The 20,048-nt window shown below is 72.0% G+C and carries 18 protein-coding genes; 5 read left to right on the top strand and 13 right to left on the bottom strand.

Features of this window, described 5'->3' with window-relative positions; all coding sequences use genetic code 11:
* Positions 1-90 precede the first annotated feature (90 nt).
* The 8 genes from ASD10_RS15765 to ASD10_RS15735 all read right to left on the bottom strand — a co-directional run bounded on the left by ASD10_RS15765 (position 91) and on the right by ASD10_RS15735 (position 8,389).
* The gene (locus tag ASD10_RS15765; RefSeq protein ID WP_056611111.1) at positions 91-747 is read right to left on the bottom strand and encodes a ComF family protein; all 657 of its coding nucleotides are present in this window, start codon (positions 745-747) and stop codon (positions 91-93) included.
* A gap of 58 nt (positions 748-805) precedes the next feature.
* A complete protein-coding gene (locus ASD10_RS15760; protein ID WP_056611107.1) occupies positions 806-2,560 on the bottom strand; it encodes an LpqB family beta-propeller domain-containing protein in 1,755 nt (584 codons plus the stop codon).
* The gene (gene mtrB, locus ASD10_RS15755) at positions 2,557-4,086 is read right to left on the bottom strand and encodes an MtrAB system histidine kinase MtrB (protein WP_056611104.1); all 1,530 of its coding nucleotides are present in this window, start codon (positions 4,084-4,086) and stop codon (positions 2,557-2,559) included. Before mtrB ends, ASD10_RS15760 begins: the two co-directional genes overlap by 4 nt.
* A gap of 10 nt (positions 4,087-4,096) precedes the next feature.
* Positions 4,097-4,795: an MtrAB system response regulator MtrA gene (mtrA, locus tag ASD10_RS15750; RefSeq protein ID WP_056611101.1), complete on the bottom strand. Its 699-nt coding sequence runs from the start codon at positions 4,793-4,795 to the stop codon at positions 4,097-4,099.
* A gap of 118 nt (positions 4,796-4,913) precedes the next feature.
* Positions 4,914-6,341: an adenosylhomocysteinase gene (gene ahcY, locus ASD10_RS15745; RefSeq protein ID WP_056611098.1), complete on the bottom strand. Its 1,428-nt coding sequence runs from the start codon at positions 6,339-6,341 to the stop codon at positions 4,914-4,916.
* Between the two features lie 133 nt (positions 6,342-6,474).
* Positions 6,475-6,645 carry a Trm112 family protein gene (locus tag ASD10_RS18470; protein WP_082556339.1) on the bottom strand — a complete coding sequence of 57 codons (171 nt, stop codon included), beginning with the start codon at positions 6,643-6,645 and terminating at the stop codon, positions 6,475-6,477.
* Positions 6,646-6,698: 53 nt separating this feature from the next.
* Positions 6,699-8,063, bottom strand: a complete 1,365-nt coding sequence (locus tag ASD10_RS15740; protein WP_200938337.1) for a phosphomannomutase/phosphoglucomutase — start codon at positions 8,061-8,063, stop codon at positions 6,699-6,701.
* A complete protein-coding gene (locus ASD10_RS15735; RefSeq protein ID WP_056611095.1) occupies positions 8,060-8,389 on the bottom strand; it encodes a DUF3499 domain-containing protein in 330 nt (109 codons plus the stop codon). Before ASD10_RS15735 ends, ASD10_RS15740 begins: the two co-directional genes overlap by 4 nt.
* A gap of 48 nt (positions 8,390-8,437) precedes the next feature.
* Between ASD10_RS15735 and ASD10_RS15730 the strand changes: the two genes are divergently transcribed.
* Entirely contained in the window at positions 8,438-8,920 is a 483-nt protein-coding gene (locus ASD10_RS15730) for a metallopeptidase family protein (RefSeq protein WP_056611092.1), read from the top strand.
* 10 nt (positions 8,921-8,930) lie between these two features.
* On the opposite strand, the gene ASD10_RS15725 is transcribed toward ASD10_RS15730, so the two are convergent.
* The 3 genes from ASD10_RS15725 to ASD10_RS15715 all read right to left on the bottom strand — a co-directional run bounded on the left by ASD10_RS15725 (position 8,931) and on the right by ASD10_RS15715 (position 13,567).
* Entirely contained in the window at positions 8,931-10,304 is a 1,374-nt protein-coding gene (locus ASD10_RS15725) for a DUF5719 family protein (RefSeq protein WP_056611089.1), read from the bottom strand.
* Entirely contained in the window at positions 10,301-13,111 is a 2,811-nt protein-coding gene (locus tag ASD10_RS15720; RefSeq protein ID WP_056611086.1) for a glycosyltransferase family 2 protein, read from the bottom strand. The genes ASD10_RS15725 and ASD10_RS15720 overlap by 4 nt, the downstream gene beginning before the upstream one ends.
* A gap of 201 nt (positions 13,112-13,312) precedes the next feature.
* Positions 13,313-13,567 (bottom strand): WhiB family transcriptional regulator, encoded by a 255-nt coding sequence (locus ASD10_RS15715; RefSeq protein ID WP_056611083.1) that lies wholly within the window; start codon positions 13,565-13,567, stop codon positions 13,313-13,315.
* 118 nt (positions 13,568-13,685) lie between these two features.
* On the opposite strand from ASD10_RS15715, the gene ASD10_RS15710 reads away from it, so the two are divergent.
* The 4 genes from ASD10_RS15710 to ASD10_RS15695 all read left to right on the top strand — a co-directional run bounded on the left by ASD10_RS15710 (position 13,686) and on the right by ASD10_RS15695 (position 16,934).
* Positions 13,686-14,471, top strand: coding sequence for a 2-phospho-L-lactate transferase CofD family protein (locus ASD10_RS15710; RefSeq protein ID WP_056611080.1), 786 nt, complete (start codon positions 13,686-13,688; stop codon positions 14,469-14,471).
* Complete coding sequence (locus ASD10_RS15705) at positions 14,468-15,133, top strand: TIGR03089 family protein (protein ID WP_056611079.1); 666 nt, start codon at positions 14,468-14,470, stop codon at positions 15,131-15,133. Before ASD10_RS15710 ends, ASD10_RS15705 begins: the two co-directional genes overlap by 4 nt.
* A gap of 81 nt (positions 15,134-15,214) precedes the next feature.
* Positions 15,215-16,111 (top strand): ABC transporter permease, encoded by an 897-nt coding sequence (locus ASD10_RS15700; RefSeq protein WP_056611076.1) that lies wholly within the window; start codon positions 15,215-15,217, stop codon positions 16,109-16,111.
* Positions 16,101-16,934: an ABC transporter ATP-binding protein gene (locus ASD10_RS15695; RefSeq protein ID WP_235502058.1), complete on the top strand. Its 834-nt coding sequence runs from the start codon at positions 16,101-16,103 to the stop codon at positions 16,932-16,934. Before ASD10_RS15700 ends, ASD10_RS15695 begins: the two co-directional genes overlap by 11 nt.
* Positions 16,935-16,996: 62 nt before the next feature.
* On the opposite strand, the gene ASD10_RS15690 is transcribed toward ASD10_RS15695, so the two are convergent.
* Together ASD10_RS15690 and ASD10_RS15685 are read right to left on the bottom strand one after the other, a co-directional pair.
* A complete protein-coding gene (locus ASD10_RS15690) occupies positions 16,997-18,367 on the bottom strand; it encodes an LCP family protein (RefSeq protein ID WP_162248870.1) in 1,371 nt (456 codons plus the stop codon).
* A gap of 214 nt (positions 18,368-18,581) precedes the next feature.
* The gene (locus ASD10_RS15685) at positions 18,582-20,045 is read right to left on the bottom strand and encodes an LCP family protein (RefSeq protein WP_056611071.1); all 1,464 of its coding nucleotides are present in this window, start codon (positions 20,043-20,045) and stop codon (positions 18,582-18,584) included.
* Between the last annotated feature and the right edge of the window lie 3 nt (positions 20,046-20,048).

Genomic DNA, 20,048 nt, shown 5'->3' with positions numbered 1-20,048 from the left:
GCTTCTGGGGCGCTGCTTCATGCCATGTCTAGGACGTTAGTCCACCCTCGTGCTGAGGACCAGCATTGGTCCGAAGTTCATCCGCACGTCTCAGGAACGACGCGGCGTGGCCGCGACGACCGCGATGCCGACGGGCGGGCGACCCGCCGCCGAGAGCGCGCGGACGGCCTCGCGGGTCGTGGCCCCGGTCGTCAGGACGTCGTCGACCACCACGACCCGACGGGGCGACGAGCCGGTGCGCGGGCGTGCCGCCAGGGCGCCGTCGAGGTTCGCGCGGCGTGCGGCGGCGTCGAGCCCCGCCTGGTCGTCGGTCCGGCGCGTGTACGTCAGGGCCTGCACGACGATCGCGTCGACACCGACCTCGGCCAGCAGCCTCGCCCCGGCGCGGGCGACGTCGTCGACGAGGTCGGCGCCGCGCCGTCGCCTGCTGCGCCGTGACGTCGGCACCGGCACGATCGCCACGGGCACCCCGTCGGGCACGAGCGGGACGACGGCGGCGGCCACGTGGTGGCGCAGCACGTCGGTGAGCCGGGTGACGCCCTCCTCCTTCCACGCCACGACGACCCGGCGCAGCACGCCGACGTTGAGGCCGGCCGCCACGGCGGGCACGTCGCCGGCCTCGACGGGCGTCGGGTCGGGACGCACCAGCAGCCCGCACGAGCGGCACAGCACGAGGGCCGGACCCCCGCAGCCGGCGCACCGCGCGCCGAGCAGCAGGTCGGCAGCGGGGACCACGAGCGAGCGCACCGCTCGAGCGTCCCCCGCGGCCGGGCCCGGCACCAGACCGCGGCGCCGACCTGTGCACTCAGCGACCCGTCGCGAGGGCCGTGACCGGCGGGGTGTCGAGGACGCGCCACGAGCCGCCGGGCGCCAGGTACCAGAGGGCACCGTCCCGGTCGGTGACGTACAGGAACTCCGACCGACCCTGGCCGATCGCGAGCGTGGCCGCTCCGACGTCGGGCAGCAGCGACCCGCTGCGCGACACCTCGCTGGTCGTCGCGGAGCCGTCGATCGCGACCTGGTAGACCTGCGTGCCGGCCTGGCTGTCGCCGAGGAACGACAGCTCGGTCGTCGACGACCACGACGCCGAGCGCGGCGACGTGACGGTCGTCGGGACGCGCACCGGGTCGCCCAGCCCCATGACCTGGTCGGTCACGTCGCGCAGCACGCGGCCCACGTAGAGCTCCCCGCCACCCGCTCCCCTCGCGGTGACGGCGTAGCGGGTGCCGTCGGGCGAGATCGTGAGGTCGTCGACGGCCAGCCCCGCGACACCGCGGACGTCGAGCGCCCGCTCGTCGGCGCTGCCGTCGACGATCCTGACCCTGGTGGTGCCGCCCGAGCGGTCGACGAGCCACAGCTTGCCGTCGGGGTCCCAGTCGGGCGCGATCAGGTCGTTGCCGCGGATCGTGCGCGGTCTCGTGCCCTGCCGTGTCGTCAGCCGCACCGCGTCGCCGCCCGGCAGGACCCCCGCGACACCGGACTCGGCGACCGCCACCTGCTCCACGCCGCGCGCGTCGCGACCCCACGACCCGCTGATCGGCTCGATCTGGCCGTCGGCGACCTCGACGACCCTGTCGTCGACGACGGCGTAGGCCCGGCCGCGGGCCGTGCTGGGACCGAACCCTCCCCAGGCCTGGACGGGTTGCGCCTCGTCGCCGCCGGCCGACAGCGCGGTCGTCCCGCCGACGACCTGCACGGCCTCGATGCCGGGGACCTGCCGGAGCGTCCACACGACCTGCGCCGACAGGCGGTCGCGCGCCGACCCGCTGAGCTCGGCGAAGTCGTCGGTGAACTCGACGTCGGCGACGCCCCGCGACGACACGGGCACCGACGGTCGGAGAACGGTGCGCGACGGCACGTACGTGCGCGTGGCCTCGCGGCCCGACGACGCCGGTCCGCCGGCCAGGCTCGACACCAGGCTCGTCGCGAGCTGGTCGCCGACCACGAGGTACACCGGGTCGGGCACCAGGCGGCGCCCGGGACGGTCGAAGAAGTAGAGGTCGAACGAGCGGAAGTAGTCGGTGAAGAACTTCTGGGTGACCAGCAGGCCGTCCTGCGGGTCGGTGATGCGCCACTCGCCGTCGACCTGCTCGAGGGAGTACGACATCGACCGCGGGCGACCCACGCCGGTGTAGCGCCCCTGCCGGTCGAGCTGCGCCTCCTCGATGAACCCCAGCCGCACGGTGGCGCGGCCCGCGACCTGCTCGTCCGGGTCGTTGCGCGCCGACGACTGCGGCGTGGCCGAGACCGCCGACTGCGAGTAGACGCGCACCTGCGACGTGGGCGCCCACCCCCGGGCCGCCTCGGGCGTGAGGAACGCCGACGCCGTGCGCGACGACGACGGGAACGCCAGCATCGCGTCGAGGTACCCGCGCACGACCTGCTCGGGCGTCGCCCCCTGCTGGGGCCGGGCCGGCGCGTAGCGCACCGCGCTCTGGCCGAGGTCGCCGTCGTCGGCCACCTTGACGACCGGACCCGACGACGGGATGCCGGCGCAGCCCGCCATCACCGCGGCGGTGACGACCGCCGCGACCGCCCCGGCGACGCTCCGGCGCGTCATGCGTACACCGGGTCGAGGGCGGGGTTCCTGGCCGAGCCCTCGGGCTTCGGGATCGTCAGGATGAACTCGCTGCCCTCGCCGGCGCGTCCCCAGGCCAGCAGCGTCCCGCCGTGCAGCGCGGCGTCCTCCCGCGAGATCGCCAGGCCCAGGCCCGTCCCGCCCTGCGTCCGGGCCGGGTCGGCGCGCCAGAAGCGGTCGAACACGCGGACGTTCTCGTCGCCCGACAGCCCCACGCCGAAGTCGCGCACCGCGAGCGAGACCGACTCGTCGTTCTGTGCGACCTCGATCTCGACGACGTCCGACCCGCTGTACTTGGCGGCGTTGGTCAGCAGGTTGCGCACGATGCGGTCGATGCGGCGCATGTCGGCCTCGACGACGGCCGGCGCCTCGACGCCGACGAGGCGCACGCCGATGCCGGCACGCGCCAGCCCCGCGTCGCCCGCCGCCGCGCGGGCGACCTGGGACATGTCGATCGTGTCGAGCTCGAGCTGCGCCGCGCCGGCGTCGAAGCGGCTCAGGTCGAGCAGGTCGGACAGCAGGCTCTCGAACCGGTCGAGCTCGCCCTTGAGCAGCTCGGCGGACCGCGCCGTCTGCGGGTCGAAGCCCTCGCGCGAGTCGTACAGCACCTCGCTGGCCATCTGCACCGTCGTGAGCGGCGTGCGCAGCTCGTGCGAGACGTCGGACACGAAGCGCTGCTGCAGGCGCGACAGGTTCTCGAGCCGCCTGATCTGGCGCTGCAGGCTCGCGGCCATCTGGTTGAACGACGTGCTGAGTCGCGCGATGTCGTCCTCGCCGCTGACGTGCATGCGCTGCTCGAGGTTGCCGCTCGCGTAGCGCTCGGCGATGCGCCGCGCCATGCGGACCGGGTCGAGCACCTGCCGCGACACCAGCCAGGCGACGCCGCCGACCATCAGGATCATCGCGAGACCGCCCAGCAGCAGGGCACGTCGCACGAGGTCGAGCGTCTCCTGCTGGTCCTCCAGCGAGAACAGGTAGAACAGGGCGTACGTGTCGCCGCTGCCGGGCGCCCGCAGCTGGCTGCCCACGACGACGGACGGCTCGCTCGTCGACGAGCCCAGCAGCGCGAGGTCGGAGTACCGCCAGAACGTGCCGGGGCCCGTGCGGACGGCGTCGGCCAGGTCGGTCGGCAGCGAGCCGGCACCGATCGCGGCGGACGACCGCACCGGCACCTCGCCGTCGTCGGTCAGCAGCGGGCCCTCGAGCACCAGCTCGTACGTGCGCTGCGCCCCGCGCGAACGGGTCAGCGAGTCGACCATCTGCGTCAGCGCCTGCGACTGCGTCGACTGCTCGGTCTCGACCGTCGCGTCGAGCTGCGTCTGCGCGTAGTCGAAGCCCGACCGCGCCTCGGAGACGGCGGCCGCCCGGCGACTGTCGGCGAGCCCGCTGGCGACGTCGCGCAGCAGCGCCCACCCCGTCAGCGCCACGACGAGCGTGCTCAGCAGGATCGTGCTGGTCACGACCCGGGTCTGGATGGAACGGCGCCACACGCGGGCGAGGCGCCCCATCACACGACCGTCATGCGTCCGGGAGGATCGCCTGGTAGCCGACGCCCCGGACCGTGCGGATGACCCGGGGGTCGTCGGCGTCGTCCTCGATCTTGGACCGCAGCCGCGTCATGTGGACGTTCACGAGCTTGGTGTCGCCCGGGTGGTGGTAGCCCCAGACCTTCTGCAGCAGGGTCTCGCGCGTGAAGACCTGCGACGGATCGCTCAGCAGGCACGCCAGCAGGTCGAACTCGAGCGGCGTGAGCTCGAGGGGCTCGCCCTTGCGCGAGACCGTGTGGCCTGCGGGGTCGAGCACGATGTCGCCGAACTCGAGCGGCTCGGCGAGCTGGTCGGAGCGCCGCAGACGGGCCCGGAGACGGGCGACGAGCTCGGTGTTCTTGAACGGCTTGGTGATGTAGTCGTCGGCACCGGCCTCGAGCCCGGCTACGACGTCGGGGGTGTCGGCCTTGGCCGTCAGCATGATGATCGGCACCTCGGACGTCGCACGGATCTGCCGGCACACGCTCATGCCGTCCAGACCCGGCAGCATCAGGTCGAGCAGCACGACGTCGGGCTTGAACTGCGTGAACGCGGCCATGACGCGGTCGCCCGAGCGGCACACCGCGGTCGTGAGGCCCTCGCCCTCCAGGACGATCGTCAGCATCTCGGCCAGGGACGCGTCGTCGTCGACGACGAGCACACGGTCGCGTTTGGTCCGCCTGTAGCTCATGTCGTCACACCCGCTCGCTCATAGACGTCCCATGATACGGAGCCGACAACAGGACGAGCGCCCGGATCGTGACCCGGGCGCTCGTTCTGGGTGGTGCGTCGTGCGTCGTGCCGACCGCTCAGTAGCGGTAGAGGTCCGACTTGAACGGGCCCTCGATCGGCACGCCGAGGTAGGCGGCCTGCTCCTTGGTCAGCTCCGTCAGCTCGACACCGAGGGCGTCGAGGTGCAGGCGGGCGACCTCCTCGTCGAGGTGCTTGGGCAGCACGTGGACGCCGAGCTCGTACTCGTCGGCCTTCGTGAACAGCTCGATCTGCGCCAGGACCTGGTTGGTGAACGAGTTCGACATGACGAACGACGGGTGGCCCGTCGCGTTGCCGAGGTTCAGCAGGCGTCCCTCCGACAGCACGATGATCTTCTTGCCGTCCTCGAAGATCCACTGGTGGACCTGCGGCTTGATCTCGTCCTTGACGATGTTCGGGATCTTGGCCAGGCCGGCCATGTTGATCTCGTTGTCGAAGTGGCCGATGTTGCCGACGATCGCCTGGTGCTTCATCTTCTGGAAGTGCTCGACCGTGATGATGTCGAAGTTGCCGGTCGTCGTGATGAAGATGTCGGCGGTCTCGACGACCGACTCGAGGCGCTTGACCTCGTAGCCGTCCATCGCGGCCTGCAGCGCGCAGATCGGGTCGATCTCGGTGACGATGACGCGAGCACCCTGGCCACGCAGCGACTCCGCCGAGCCCTTGCCGACGTCGCCGTAGCCGCACACGACAGCGACCTTGCCGCCGATCATGACGTCGGTGGCGCGGTTCAGGCCGTCGATCAGCGAGTGGCGGCAGCCGTACTTGTTGTCGAACTTGCTCTTGGTGACCGAGTCGTTGACGTTGATGGCGGGGAACAGCAGCGTGCCCTCGCGGAAGCGGTCGTACAGACGCAGGACGCCGGTGGTGGTCTCCTCGGAGACGCCCTTGATGTCCTTCGAGATCTTGGTCCAGTGGTCGGGCTTCGCGGCGACCGAACGGGCCAGGACGCGCAGCACCTCCTTGAACTCCTCGTTGTCGGTGCTGTCCTGCGAGGGGACGACGCCGGTCTTCTCGAACTCGACGCCCAGGTGCAGCAGCATCGTGATGTCGCCACCGTCGTCGAGCAGGACGTTGGGTCCGCCCTCGGCGAAGTCGAAGACCTTCTCGGCCTCGTCCCAGTACTCGGCCAGCGTCTCGCCCTTCCAGGCGAAGACGGGCGTGCCCTGGGGGTTCTCGGGGGTGCCGTCGCGACCGACGACGACCGCCGCGGCGGCGTGGTCCTGCGTCGAGAAGATGTTGCAGGTGGCCCAGCGCACGTCGGCGCCCAGCTCGACCAGCGTCTCGATGAGCACGGCGGTCTGAATCGTCATGTGCAGCGAACCGGCGATGCGGGCGCCGGCGAGCGGCTTGCTCTTGCCGTAGCGCTCACGCATGGCCACCAGGCCCGGCATCTCGTGCTCGGCGAGGTCGATCTCCTTGCGACCGTACTCCGCGAGGGAGAGGTCTGCGACGTTGTAATCCATGCCTCCAGCCTAACGCCGGGTGGGCATTATGGCCGAATTGGAGAGGCCTCGACGGTGTGACGCTTCGCGCGTCCCGCGGGCGGGACGTCGGCGCGTCGTGCTCGTTGGTCCAACGGGGGTTGCTGTGGCCCGATCAGGCCAGCGACCGGGCCTCGTCGACCAGCATGACCGGGATGTCGCGACGCACGGGGTACGCCAGGGCGCACGCGTTGCAGACGAGCTCGCTCGCGTCGTCGTCGACGAACAGGGTCGCGCGGCACTGCGGGCACACGAGGATCTCGAGGAGAGCCGGGTCGAGGTTCATGCGCCCACCCTAGTCGGTGCCGGGGCCGATGCGCGGTCGCCCGCGGGGCGCGCTCAGTCCCCGCGGATGACGGCGAGGACGTCGTCGCGGACCGCGGCCATCGTCGCCTCGTCGTCGCCCTCGACGTTCAGGCGCAGCAGCGGCTCGGTGTTGGACGCCCGCACGTTGAACCACCACGTGTCGGCCGTGACCGTCAGCCCGTCCATCGTGTCCTGGTCGAGCTCGGCGTAGTCGGCGCGGAGCCGGTCGAGGATCGCGGGGCCGTCGTCGACCGTGCTGTTGATCTCGCCCGAGGCGACGTACCGCTCGTACTGCGCCATGAGCTGAGACACCGTGCCGTCGGTCTCGGCGAGAGCCGCCATGACGTGCAGGGCCGCGATCATGCCGGAGTCGGCGAGGAAGAAGTCCTTGAAGTAGAAGTGCCCCGAGTGCTCGCCGCCGAACACGGCTCCGGTGCGGGCCATCTCGGCCTTGATCAGCGAGTGGCCGACCGGCGTGCGCACCGCGGTGCCGCCGTTCTCGGCGACGATCTCGGGCACGGCCCTGGACGTGATGACGTTGTGCAGGATCGTCGCGCCGGGCGTCGTCAGGAGCGCACGGTGGGCGATCAGGCCCGTGATGGCCGAGGGCGACACGACGTCGCCGCGCTCGTCGACCACGAAGCAGCGGTCGGCGTCGCCGTCGAAGGCCAGCCCGATGTCGGCGCCGGTCTCGCGGACCTTCGCCTGCAGGTCGACCAGCGTCGTGTGGTCGAGCGGGTTGGCGTCGTGGTTCGGGAACGTGCCGTCGAGCTCGAAGTACATCGGCGTGAGCTCGACGTCGAGCGAGGCGAACACCGACGGGACGGTGTGGCCCGCCATGCCGTTGCCGGCGTCGGCGACGACCTTCAGGCGACGCCCCGCGGGAACCGGCACGATCTCGTGCAGGTACTCGGCGTAGCGGCTCAGCGCGTCGCGCTCGCTGTACGAGCCGGTCGGCTCGGGCAGCCGGGTGCGCTGCAGCAGGGTCGTGGCGTGCTCGGCGATCGCCGACAGCCCCGTGTCGTAGCCGATCGGCTTGGCGCCGGCCCGGCACAGCTTGATGCCGTTGTACTCGGCCGGGTTGTGGCTGGCCGTGATCATGGCGCCCGGCAGGTCGAGGTCGCCCGAGGCGAAGTAGAGCAGATCGGTCGATGCCAGCCCGATCGCGACGACGTCGCCGCCCTGGGCCCGCACGCCGTCGGAGAAGGCCTGGACCAGCACGGGCGAGGTGTCGCGCATGTCGTGGCCGATGACGGCCGCGCCGCGTCCGCCGTCGATGCCGGTCTCGACCGCGAAGGCCTCGCCGAGGGCACGGGTCAGGGTGGGGTCGAGCTGTTGGGGCGAGCGGCCGCGCACGTCGTACGCCTTGACCACCTGCTCCAGGCGGGGGTCGATCACTGATCAGGCCTCACGAGTCGAAGGGAAGGTGGTCCGTCGGGCGTCGCGGCGGGCGGGCGACCCGCCTCGCGGACGGCGTCGGCCAGGGCCAGCAGGTCGTCGCGGTTCGGCTCGGCCGCGGTCGGGTCGGGGGCGAGCCGCAGGACGCTCCACCCCTGAGGCGCCGACATGCGCTGCGCGTGCGCCTCGCACAGGTCGTAGGTGTGCGGCTCGGCGTACGTCGCCAACGGCCCGAGGACAGCGGTCTGGTCGGCGTAGACGTACGTCAACGTCGCCACCGCGGCCTGCGAGCACGTCGAGCGCGTGCACCGTCGAACTGTTCCCACGTGGCGAGGCTAGCGGGCCGGTCCGCACCACGGCGTTAGGCTCACCGCATGACATCGCGCACCGACGGCGAGGCCTCCGGCCCGACGTCCCGCTGGGGAGGCGTCGTCAGCGGTCCCCGGCCCGGACGCATGCGAGACCGCCGTGGTCGCGGGCCCCGCGGACCCGTCGCGCTGCCCGGTCCGCTGTCGCCCGACAGCATCCCCACCCACCGCCCGTCGCGGGAGTCGTTCGGCCTGCTCGTCGAGGAGATCTGCACCGCGCTCGAGCCGCACTTCACGGTCGAGCCCGACCACGTCGAGATCGTCGTCGACGAGGCTCCCCTGCTGCCGCCCGAGTGGACCGACGAGGTGCCGCTCAGCATCGTCTCCGTGATACCCGGCGGTCACCGCATCCTGGTGTTCCGCATCCCGATCACGCACCGCTGCGTGACCGAGCGCGACCTCGAGGAGATCGTGTGGTCGGTGATCCTCGACCGGCTCGCCGAGGTGTGGCACATGTCGCCCGACGACCTCGACCCGCGCCCCCGCTGACCGGCGACGCTCAGCGCGCCGGCCGCACCTGGGGAGCCTGCGCCGACACGGGTGCCGCCGACAGCGCCAGCGAGCTGACCCGGTCGCCGTCGGTGTAGGTGGCGGCGGCCACGACCCGGCCCGTCGGTCGCAGGACGAGGTAGGCCGCCCCCTCGACGTCGGGCCGCACGGCGGTCGTCGTCCCGGCGGCCAGGGTCACGGTGGTCGGCGACCCGACGGGCGCCATCGACGCGTCGAAGGCCTGCACCTCGGCCGAGGCCGCGCGCCCGGCCGCCGTCAGCACGAGCTGCGGCACCGACGAGCGGTCGCCCAGCGCGACCGGGACGACGGTCGGCCCCGACAGCGCCGGAGTCGACTCCGCGTACGCGACGTCGGTGGCCGTCGGCGCCGACCTGACGGTCGCCGACACGGGCTGGTCGGACGTCAGCCGCAGCGCCTGCGGCTCGGCCCCGGCGGAGGCGGGGATCGTGACCGCCTGCACCGTGCCGCCCGCGACCGACACCTGCTCGAGGCCCTCGGGCGTGAACGTGCCCTTCTGCCCGACGACCTCGACGTCGACCCGGGCGGTCGACGTGCCGGGGTTCAGCACGAGCAGCGTGCGCCCCGAGGCACCCTCGACGAGCCCGCCGACGACCTGGCTGCGACGCGGCGACTGCGCGGCCGAGATCGGCTCGGTGCCCCGGGGCGCCGACGTCGAGGTGTCGTTGACGACCGCCGACACCGATCCCCGGCGCCGGGTCAGGTGCACCGCGACCTCGGACTCCCCCGCGGCCAGCTCGTCGAGGCGGATGCGCCGCACCGAGTGCGGCTCGACGACGATGCCGTCGGCGTCGACGGCGTCGATGGGGCCCTCGGGCCCGTACAGCGACAGGTCGACCGAGGCGGCCGAGCCCGCGAGGTTCGTCAGGATGAGGGTCGAGAAGTGACCGTTGCCCGAGCCGAGACCGAGGAGCCAGGCGTCGTCGACGATGCCCGTGCACGCGCCCACCACCAGGCCCCCGCCACCCGAGGCGGGCGCGGTGCCGGAGAAGTAGCCGACGGCCCCCGATCCCGTGCCCTGCTGGTCGACGACGACGCCCTCGCCGTCGACGACCGCCGTGCGCCACCCGTCGGCGCCCGCGAGCGCCGCCGCGGGCGTGCGGGACGGCAGGACCTCGGCCGTCGCGGACGTCCCGGCCTCGACCTGCCCCGACGCCACCGTGATGATCGAGCCCGCGGGGCACGCGTACGACGACTGCGTCACCGGGACCGACGTCGGACGGCGGGCACCGTCGTCGTCGCCGTCGTCGCCCGGCACCAGCACGGCGGCGAGCACGAGGACGGCGGCGAGCAGCGGGAAGGCCGCCGCCTTCAGGACGTCGAGCGGTCCGTGGGACGGGGTCATGCGGAGACCTCCTCGACGTCGCCGGGCAGCGGGGCGGGCTCGGCGCGTCGGCGCACCGGCGCGGTCAGCACGATCGCGACGAGCCAGAGCAGCACCTGCAGGCCCGTCAGCGGCCGGTGCCACCACGGTGCGGACGCCCGGTCGGCGGCCGGGGCCGACTCGAGGGTCCACACGCGCGAGTCGGGGTCGTCGCTGCCGGACGGCTCGAGGGCCGGGGTCGCGTCGATGCGACGGACGAGCTCGGGGTCGGCCCGCGGCGCGTAGATCGCGTCGACACCCGCGGCGGCGAGCCGCTCGACCTCGGCGCCGGTGGACTGGGCGAGCAGGCGGCGCACGGCCCGGGCGACGCGCTCGGTCGCCTCGGACGAGGGCGGGACGGCCTCCTGGCCGAGGAAGGGTCCGTCACCCGTCACGACGTCGATCTCGACGCCGGACGCGATCGAGCCCGTCACCACGAGGGTGTCGCCCGGACGGTCGGCGACGAACGCCGGGACGACGGCCCGCGGCTCGTCGTCGAGCGGGTCGGCCGTGCCGCGGGCGATCCACCACACGCCGGTGCCGATCGGCATCACGAGCGCGACGACGACGGCGGCGACGACCACGGGACGCCCGCGGTCGACGACGGCAGGCACGGCCAGCAGCACGGCGGTCGCCAGCCCGCCGATCCACAGCCCGGTCGGCACGCCGACCCAGGCCGTCACGGACGCGGCGCCGTCGGCGGACGAATAGCTCACGAACGTGCCGGCGAGCGCGACGCCGAGCCCGATCAGCGCGACGGTCCAGGCCAGCTGCACGCCCGCGCGGGTGCGTGCGGGCACGAGCGCCAGGACCGCGAGCACCAGCAGGCCGGCCGTCAGCACGCCGGGAGCGGCGCCGGGACCTCCCGCGCGTCCGAGGACGACGTCGGCGACCGAGGCGCTGCCCGGCACGGGCAGGCCCGCCTCCCACCACATCTGCCACGGACGGAGCGCGCGCTGCGCGAGCCACGGCCCGAGCAGCACGAGGGGCGTGACCAGGGCGACGAGCAGCTGACGGCTCACCCAGCGGCCCTCCGACCACCACAGCACCAGCAGGCCCGCGAGCCCGAGCACCAGGACGATCGGGGCGAACGCCGCCGCCAGCGACATCCAGATGCCGAGGCGCAGGGCCAGCTGCCACCCCGGCTGCTCGGCGAGCTGCCACGCGGTGTTGACGACGATCGGCAGGACCATCAGCGCCACGACGGTGCCGATGCGTCCTTGGGCGACGGCACCCGTCGCGACGACGGCCAGGCCGTACGACACGGCCCACACGAGACGCGGCAGCCGGTGCGGGCTGATCTGCCGGCCCAGCCGGTGCGCCGTGAGCGCGGCGAGCGGGACGGCGAGCACCATGACGACCGTGACGACGAGACCGGGGTGGAACCAGACCGGGGTCGCGACGACGGCCAGCGGCAGCGCGAACAGCGGCGGCAGGGACGTGCTGGTCAGGCCGACGTCGTGACGCTGCTCGAACAGCAGGCCCCACCAGCCGCCGGCCGTCCCGGGCGCCGGCAGCAGGGCGCCACCGTCGAGGCCGCCCCCGAGCAGGCCGCGCCCCGCGACGAGCGACAGCACGACGAGCGTCAGGACGGCGGTCAGCCACGGCCGTCGCAGCAGCAGCGACGGACCGTCGTCGAGGTCGACCGCCTCGTCGGGCGCGTGCTCGACGGCGGTCGAGCGGCGGCCGATCGACGAGGCGGCCTCGGGCTTGACGAGGGCCGTCACGGTCTCGCGCAGGACGTCGTAGCCGTGCTGGTACGGCAGCCAGTACGGCGGGAACAGGTCGCGGATCGCGCGGTGCGACCGGCGGCTGGTGCGGGCCCTGCGGCGGCGTGCCCGCAGGAGCCGGACGGGGTGCAGGTAGGTCGACCGCAGGGCCAGCAGCTCGTCGCCCGCGGCCTCGGGGTCCTTGCCGACCAGGAGCCCGACGACGCGCACGAGCGAGCCGACGAACAGGCGGACGTACTGCCACACGAAGTGCGGCATCGGGGTGTTGGCGAGCAGCGTGTGCAGCGCCGCGCGGCGCAGCTCCCAGTGCGGACGGTCGCCCGGCGCGTGCGGGCGGGTCCCGCGGCGGCTGGACTCGGCGTGGAACAGCACGGCCGTCGGCGCGGTGCGGGTGCGGTAGCCGGCGCGGGCGAGGCGCCAGCCGAGGTCGACGTCGTCGAAGTGCAGCGGCAGGTCGGGGTCGAGCCCGCCGAGCTCGTCCCAGACGTCGCGCCGCACCAGCATGCCGGCGGTGTTGACGGCGAGGACGTCGCGGGGACGGTCGTGCTGCCCCGCGTCCGGCTCGCCCGTCTCGAGGCCCGTCTCGCGCGCGCCGGTCGACGTGACGGTCACGCCGACCTCGAGGAGGCGACGCAGCGAGGGCCACTCGCGGATCTTGGGGCCGACCATCGCGATGTCGGTGGCCGAGGTGGCGGTGTCGAGCAGGCCCGACAGCGTGCCGGGCAGCACCGCGGCGTCGTCGTGCAGGAGCCAGAGCCAGTCGGTCTGGGGCAGATCGGACAGCCCGAGCCGGACGGCGTCGCCGAACCCGGTGCCGGCGGGGGCGTGGGTCACGCGATCGGCGCCGAAGAACTCGGCGAGCAGCTCGGCGCTGCCGTCGGTCGAGCCGACGTCGACGGCCCGCCAGGCGGTGGGCGCGTGGAACATGTGCGTCAGGGACGCGAGGACCTTCGGCAGCCAGCGGGCCCCGTTGTGGGCGACCAGCACGGCACCGACGGTGGGCGGGTCGTCGAGCCAGTGGCGCGTCGCGCCGACCTCGTCCTCACCGACCCCGTCCACAACGGCCAACCCTAGGCCATCTCCCCAATCGAAGTCAGGATGGAGCGTGCGACCAGTAGTCGAGGACTTGACCCGGCTTGGCGTGGGGTCGCGCCCGACTGGCAAGTCCCCCGCAAGCGGGAGGTGCCCCCAGCCGGAGGGGCGCACCGGTCTTGTGCGCCGACCGACGAGCAACGCCGCCAGTCAGGATGCGACGCCGCGCTAAGCGCGTTTCTTGAGCTTGCGGCGCTCGCGCTCGGACAGCCCGCCCCAGATGCCGAAGCGCTCGTCGTGGGCGAGGGCGTAGTCGAGGCACTCACCGCGGACGTCGCAGGTCAGGCAGACGCGCTTGGCCTCGCGGGTCGAGCCGCCCTTCTCGGGGAAGAACGCCTCGGGGTCGGTCTGGGCGCACAGCGCACGCTCCTGCCACATGAGTTCCTCATCGGGCTCGTGCGACAGTTCCAGATCGAATGACATAGGTGGAATTACAGTCCCGTGACCTCTCACATGTCAAGCCGATTGGCAAGATCCACGCGATTCGCGGCGTGTCGTGGCCGCCGGTCGGCGGTGTGCCGCGTCAGGACACAATGGTTCGATGCGGATCACGCTCATCTCCGGCGCCGACGGCGCACCCTTCGTGCACGAGCTCGCGGCGGCCCTCGGGCCCGACGACGAGCTGACGGTCGTCGCCCCGATCGTCCGCGACCACTGGTCGGCCTGGCTCAAGGCGTGCCCCGACCTGGACGCCCTGCTCAGCCCGCCGGGCGTGACGCCGACGTTCGCGGTGGCCGACCAGCTGCGGTCGATCGACTACTCCCCCGCGTGGCAGCGGGCCAGCGACCAGACGGTCGCGACGCGCCTGGTCCGCACCGAGCTGCTGGGCACCGGCTACTCCCTGTCGCAGGCGACGCTGGCGGCGGCGTCACGTGGCGGGCTGGGCTACCGGCTGCTGCCGATGAGCGACGACCGGGCCGAGCTGCACGTCGTGGTCGAGGGCGACGACGAGCAGCCGCGGGCCGTGCACGTCGAGGAGTACCTGGCCGCGCCGTCGACGCACGTCGCGAGCGAGACGGTGCTGGTCGCCGAGGCGTGGGGCGTGTCGTCCCTGGTCGCCGACGAGCTGCGCGACAGCGACGTCGTGGTGCTGGGTCCGTCGAGCCGCACCCTGGCGATCGATCCCGTGCTGCGCACGCCGGGGCTGCTCGACGCCCTCGACGACCGGGGCCCCGCGCAGGTGCTGGTCGTCGAGCACGACGACACCGCGCCGGACGAGCTGGTGCGGGTCGCGGGCCTGCGGGCCGACGTGCCCGGTGAGGCGCGGACCGTCAAGGCGGACGTCACGGCCGTCGTCGCGATGCTGCGCGAGGTGGTGGCCTCGTGAGGACGCTCGACCACCTGCTGCGCGCGGCGGCCGATCCCTCGCAGCCCCTCGTGACCTACTACGACATGTCGACGGGCGAGCGCGTCGAGCTCAGCACGACGACGACCGCGAACTGGGTCGCCAAGACCAGCAACTTCCTGGTCGACGAGCTCGACGTCGAGCCGGGCGCCCGCATCCGGCTGGGTCTGCCGAGCCACTGGCTCACGATGGTCTGGATCCTGACGGCCTGGAACGTCGGTGCCGCGGTCGTCGACCACGACGCCGGGATCGGGGTCAGCGGGCCCGAGCTGCAAGCTGACGAGCCGCACCGCCTGGCGGCCTCGCTGCGGCCCCTCGGCGGGCGGTTCGCCGAGGCACCGGCGGGCTTCCTCGACCTGGGCGCCGAGGTACCGGGTCACGGCGACCACTTCGTGGCCCTCGACCCGCCGACCGCCGACTCCGTCGCCCTCGACCTCGAGGGACGCACCAGCACGCATGCCGACGTCCTGGCCGGGACGGCACCGTCCCCGGCCCGGCTCGTCGTGACGCCGGGCCCGACGGCCCGGGACGCCCGGATGCTCGCCGCGGCGTGCCTCGGCGGCGGCTCACTGGTCGTCGTCGCGGGGGCCACGCCCGAGCAGCTGGCCCGCGTGGCGGCCCAAGAGGGCGGAACCCCGACGTAGATCGATCCTCTACACTCGTCCGAGGCTGACGCGGTACCTCCCGAGGCCACGATCGTCCGAACAGTAGGGACCCGACACGCAATGACAATCGCCGACGAGGCCGCCAGCGCAGGCCTCACCAAGGTGGGCGGACGCCCCTCGCTGCGCGAGTACGTCACCGAGGTGTGGCGCAGGCGGTCGTTCATCTTCTCGATGGCCAGGTTCCGGATCGAGTCCGAGAACCAGCAGAACTCGCTCGGCATGTTCTGGGTCATCCTCAAGCCGCTGCTCAACGCGCTGATCTACGGCGCGGTCTTCGGCGTCCTGATCGGCCCCCAGGGCCGTCCGCCGCACTTCGTCGAGTTCCTGATCATCGGCATCTTCGTCTTCGAGTTCTTCGCCCAGTCGTGGACCGCGGGCGGACGGGCCATCACGAACAACTCGGCCCTGGTGCAGAGCCTCGCGTTCCCCCGCATGGTGCTGCCGCTGGCCGCCGTGACCGAGCGCTTCCTGAAGTTCCTGCCGACCGTCGCGATCATGCTCGTGTTCCTGGTCGCCACCGGCAACCCGATCACGTGGCACTGGCTGCTGATCATCCCGATCTTCGCCCTGTTCTTCGCGTTCACGTGCGGCATCGTGCTGATCACGGCCCGCCTCGCGGTCCACTGGCGCGACCTCAACAACTTCCTGCCGTTCATCACGCGCTTCTTCTTCTACACGACCGGCATCTTCTTCAGCATCGAGGAGCGGTTCGGCCCCAAGCCGCCGTCGGCCGCCAACCCCGAGGGCACGCCCGGCCACCCGTGGCTCGTGACCCTGACCGACTACCAGCCCGTCCACGAGTTCCTCAGCATCGCCCGCGCGGCGCTGCTCGACGGCCCCTTCTACGACACCAACACCGACTACTGGGTCTACGCGATCCTGTGGACGATCGGCGTGCTGGCGTTCGGGGTCTGGTTCTTCTGGCGCGCCGAGGAGAGGTACGGACGTGTCGACTGACCCCACCGAGCAGTCCAGGCCGATCGACGACCTCGACGACCTCGGCATGGCCCACCCGCCCGTGCACGTCCCGAAGGGCACCCGCGCCCCCGTCGTGATCGTCGACGACGTGCACGTCGAGTACAACGTGTTCGCGACGGGCAAGCGCCCGTCCGCCGCCGACCGCAAGTCGCTGCGCCTCAAGGGCCGTGGCAAGCAGATGCGCACCGTCCACGCGCTCAAGGGCGTCTCGTTCACGGCGTACCAGAACGACAGCATCGGCGTGATCGGCACCAACGGCTCGGGCAAGTCGACGCTCATGCGGGCGATCGCGGGCCTCACCCCCACCAGCAGCGGCGCGATCTACTCCGAGTCGCGGCCGAGCCTGCTGGGCGTCGGCGCGGCACTCCTGAAGGACCTGTCCGGCGAGCGCAACATCATCCTCGGCGGGCTCGCGATGGGCTTCACGATGGACGAGATCGAGGCCCGCTACGACGACGTCGTGGCCTTCGCGGGCCTCGAGAAGTTCATCGACCTGCCGATGCGCGCGTACTCCTCGGGCATGACGGCCCGTCTCAAGTTCGCGATCGCGAGCATGGCGACGCACGAGATCCTGATCGTCGACGAGGCCCTCGCCGTCGGTGACCGCACGTTCCGCAAGCGCAGCGAGGCCCGCATCCGCGAGATCCGCGACGACGCCGGCACGGTGTTCCTCGTCAGCCACTCGATGCAGTCGATCAAGGACACGTGCAGCCGCGTCATCTGGCTCGACCAGGGCACGCTGCTGATGGACGGCGAGCCCGACGAGGTCATCGCCGCCTACCACGCCGCCCAGGACAAGTGACGCGCAGCGCTCGCTCGGCCCGGGGTGGCGACCCCCGCTGCCGGCAGGTCGACTGCTGACGCTCAGCAGGCGGTCTGCAGGTCCTCGGCGTTGTTGGCCGCGCGGCCCTCGGTGGGCGACTGCGTCGTCGGGGTGGTCGGCGCCGGCGTCGTCGGCGTGCCGGTCGTCGAGCCCGTCCCGCCGCCGGCGGCGGGTTTCGCGGCGTCGCCCTCCGACTCGTCGATCGCGGTCTTGATCGCGGCGTGGATCGCGTCGAAGTCGGGCGTCTGGGTGTTGAACTGCGGCGGGACGATCGAGACCGTGCGGATCTGCTTGCCCCGCGCCTTCAGGGCCAGGTCGGCGAAGCGCCCGAGCTCGGTCTGGGGGATGTTGGTGCTGAGCAGCTGCTTGCCGGAGCTCGCGATCTTGGTCGCGTTCGTCAGCACCTTGGCGGGACTCAGCTGATCGGCCATCGCCGCCATCAGGCACTTCTGGCGTCCCATGCGGGCGTAGTCGTCGGACTGCACCCGGCTGCGGGCGTACCAGAGCGCCTCCTGCCCGTCGAGCTTCTGCCGGCCCGGCTCGATGTAGACGTTCTTGTAGGCGTCGTCGTGGCCGAACATCGCGATGCGGGTCTTGACGTCCATCTCGACACCGCCGACGGCGTCGACGAGACCCTTGAAGCCGTTGAGGTTGACCATGATGTAGTAGTTGATCGTCAGGTCGGTCGCGCCCTCGATCGCGTCGATCGTGGCGTCGAGGCCCGGGTCCTTGCTGTCGGGGTAGAGGTCCTTGCGGTCCTGCGCCATCGTGTGCACCGCGTTCAGCAGGCACTCGTCGCCGCAGTTGTAGCCGTACGGGTAGACCGCGGCCAGCGGCGAGTCCTTGCGGAACGGGACGTTCTCGAGGTTGCGCGGCAGCGAGACCATGACCGACTTGCCGGTGTCGGCGTCGATGCTCAGCACCGTCATCGAATCGGGGCGGACGCCCGTGCGGTCGGCGCGGGCGTCCGAGCCCAGCAGCAGGATGTTAAAGCGTCCCGCGAGCGGCGGGGTCACCTCGGTCTCGGGGAAGACCGTCTTGACGACGTTGCGCTGCACCTGGATGAGCTGCGACGCGAAGGCCGTCGACCCCGCCACGCTGCCGATGATCGCGAGGTTGACGACCGTCACGACCGCCGCCCGCACGAACGTCAGGCGCACGGGCGAGCCGAGACGCCAGGCGTCGACGAACAGCACGAGCCACAGCAGCACCGCCACGACCATCGAGACGCGCGTGGCCAGCAGGACGTCGGGATCGGTGAACCAGCCCAGCACCCGGGCCCGGTCGGTGCGGAACGTGGAGAAGGCGTAGCCGGCTCCCGCGATCGCCGCGCACCACGCGACGATCGCGGTCCAGCCGATGATCTTCTTGCCCATCGCGACCTGCGCCGAGCCCGGCACGACCATCGTCATGAGGCACAGCGTGAGGACACGACGAAAACGGACACGCGGCGAGTCCAGGTGGCGGTCCTGGTAGCCGCGGCCCAGCAGACTGGCCCGATGCGTCATGGTTCCTCGTGATCGTGCCTGGCGGACGGACGCCGCCGGGCGGAGCCCCCAGTATCGCTGATGGGGGCTCTCGTCACCGCATCCACCACGGGATCTCAGCCAGTCCTCAGCCGGGACCTCAGCAGGCCGCTGCCAGGTCGGAGCTCTGGTTGGCCTCGATCGGGTCCTTCTTCTTCGCGGCGGCCTTGGCCTCGACCTGCTGCTCCTGGGTCGGCGGCACCGAGAGCGCCGCCCTCGCGAGGTGGGTCTTGGCCGCGGCGTTGGTGCCCTCGGCCTCGTCGATCGCCGCGCCGACCATGGTGCGGACCTTCACGTAGTCGGGGTTGCCGGTGTAGATGACCGGCGGGACCAGCGAGACCGTCGAGATCTTCTGCGACTTGGCCTTCAGCGCGAGGTCCATGAAGACGTCGAGGTCCTTCTGCGGGATGTCGGTGCTGAGCAGCTCCTTGCCCGACTTGGCGATCTTGCCGACGTTCAGCAGGACCTTCTGGGGGCTCATCTGCTGGACCATCGCGTTGATGACGCACTTCTGGCGTCCCATGCGGGAGAAGTCGTTGTTCAGCACCCGGCTGCGGGAATACCAGAGGGCCTGGTCGCCCGTGACCTTCTGCTTGCCGGCCTCGATGTAGCCGCGCACGGGCGAGCCGATGCCGCCGATCGCGGTGCGCTCGCGGACGTCCAGCGTCACGCCGCCGACGGCGTCGATGAGCTTGGCGAAGCCCTTCATGTTGACCATCGCGTAGTAGTTGAGCTTGAGACCCGTGATCTCCTCGACGGCGTCCATCGTGGCCTTGATGCCGGGCGACTTCGTCCCGTAGCGGTCGGCGTGGTCGTTGGCCCACGTGTTGACCGAGTTGAGGTAGCAGCCGTCGCAGTCGAAGCCGTTCGGGAACTCCTTGTCCATGACGGTGCCGGGCTTGAACGGGACGTCCTCGAGGTTGCGGGGCAGGCCGATCAGCACGGTGCGTCCGGTGTCCTTGTCGATCGACGCGACCGTCAGCGAGTCGGGACGGACACCGCTGCGGTCCGGGCCGGAGTCGCCGCCGAGCAGCAGGACGTTGTAGCGGCCCGACTCGGGGGCGGACGTCGTGCTGGCCGAGAACACCGTGCCGACGAACGACTGCGACGTGCTGACCATGTGGGCCGCGAAGAACATGACACCGGCCGTGACGAAGCACAGGGCGCTGTTGAGGCCCGTCATCCACAGACGGTGCTTGCGGGCCATCTCGAGCGGGCGCCCGAGGCGCCACGCGTCGATCATCAGGGCCACCCAGGCGATCGCGCCGGCGATGAGGGTCCAGCGCCCCAGCGTGAGGACGGTCGGGTTGGTCATGAGCGAGAACAGGCCCGTGCGCGAGGTCAGCGAGACCACCAGCAGCGCGGCTCCGACGGCCAGGAACGCGAGCCAGATGCGCAGGCTGATCCGTCCGACCTTCTTGTTGCCCATCACGAGCTGCGCCGACCCGGGCATGACGAGCGTCATGGCGGTCAGCGTCAGGGCGCGACGGAACTGGATACGGGCCGAGGTGTCGGCCGGGCGGTCGTACGACCCGCCCAGGACACTCGATGGAACGTCAGACATGGG

The organism is Aeromicrobium sp. Root472D3, assembly GCF_001426485.1.
In the GTDB taxonomy this organism is placed as follows: Bacteria; Actinomycetota; Actinomycetes; order Propionibacteriales; family Nocardioidaceae; genus Aeromicrobium.
This window is presented reverse-complemented; position numbering and strand designations above follow the sequence as displayed.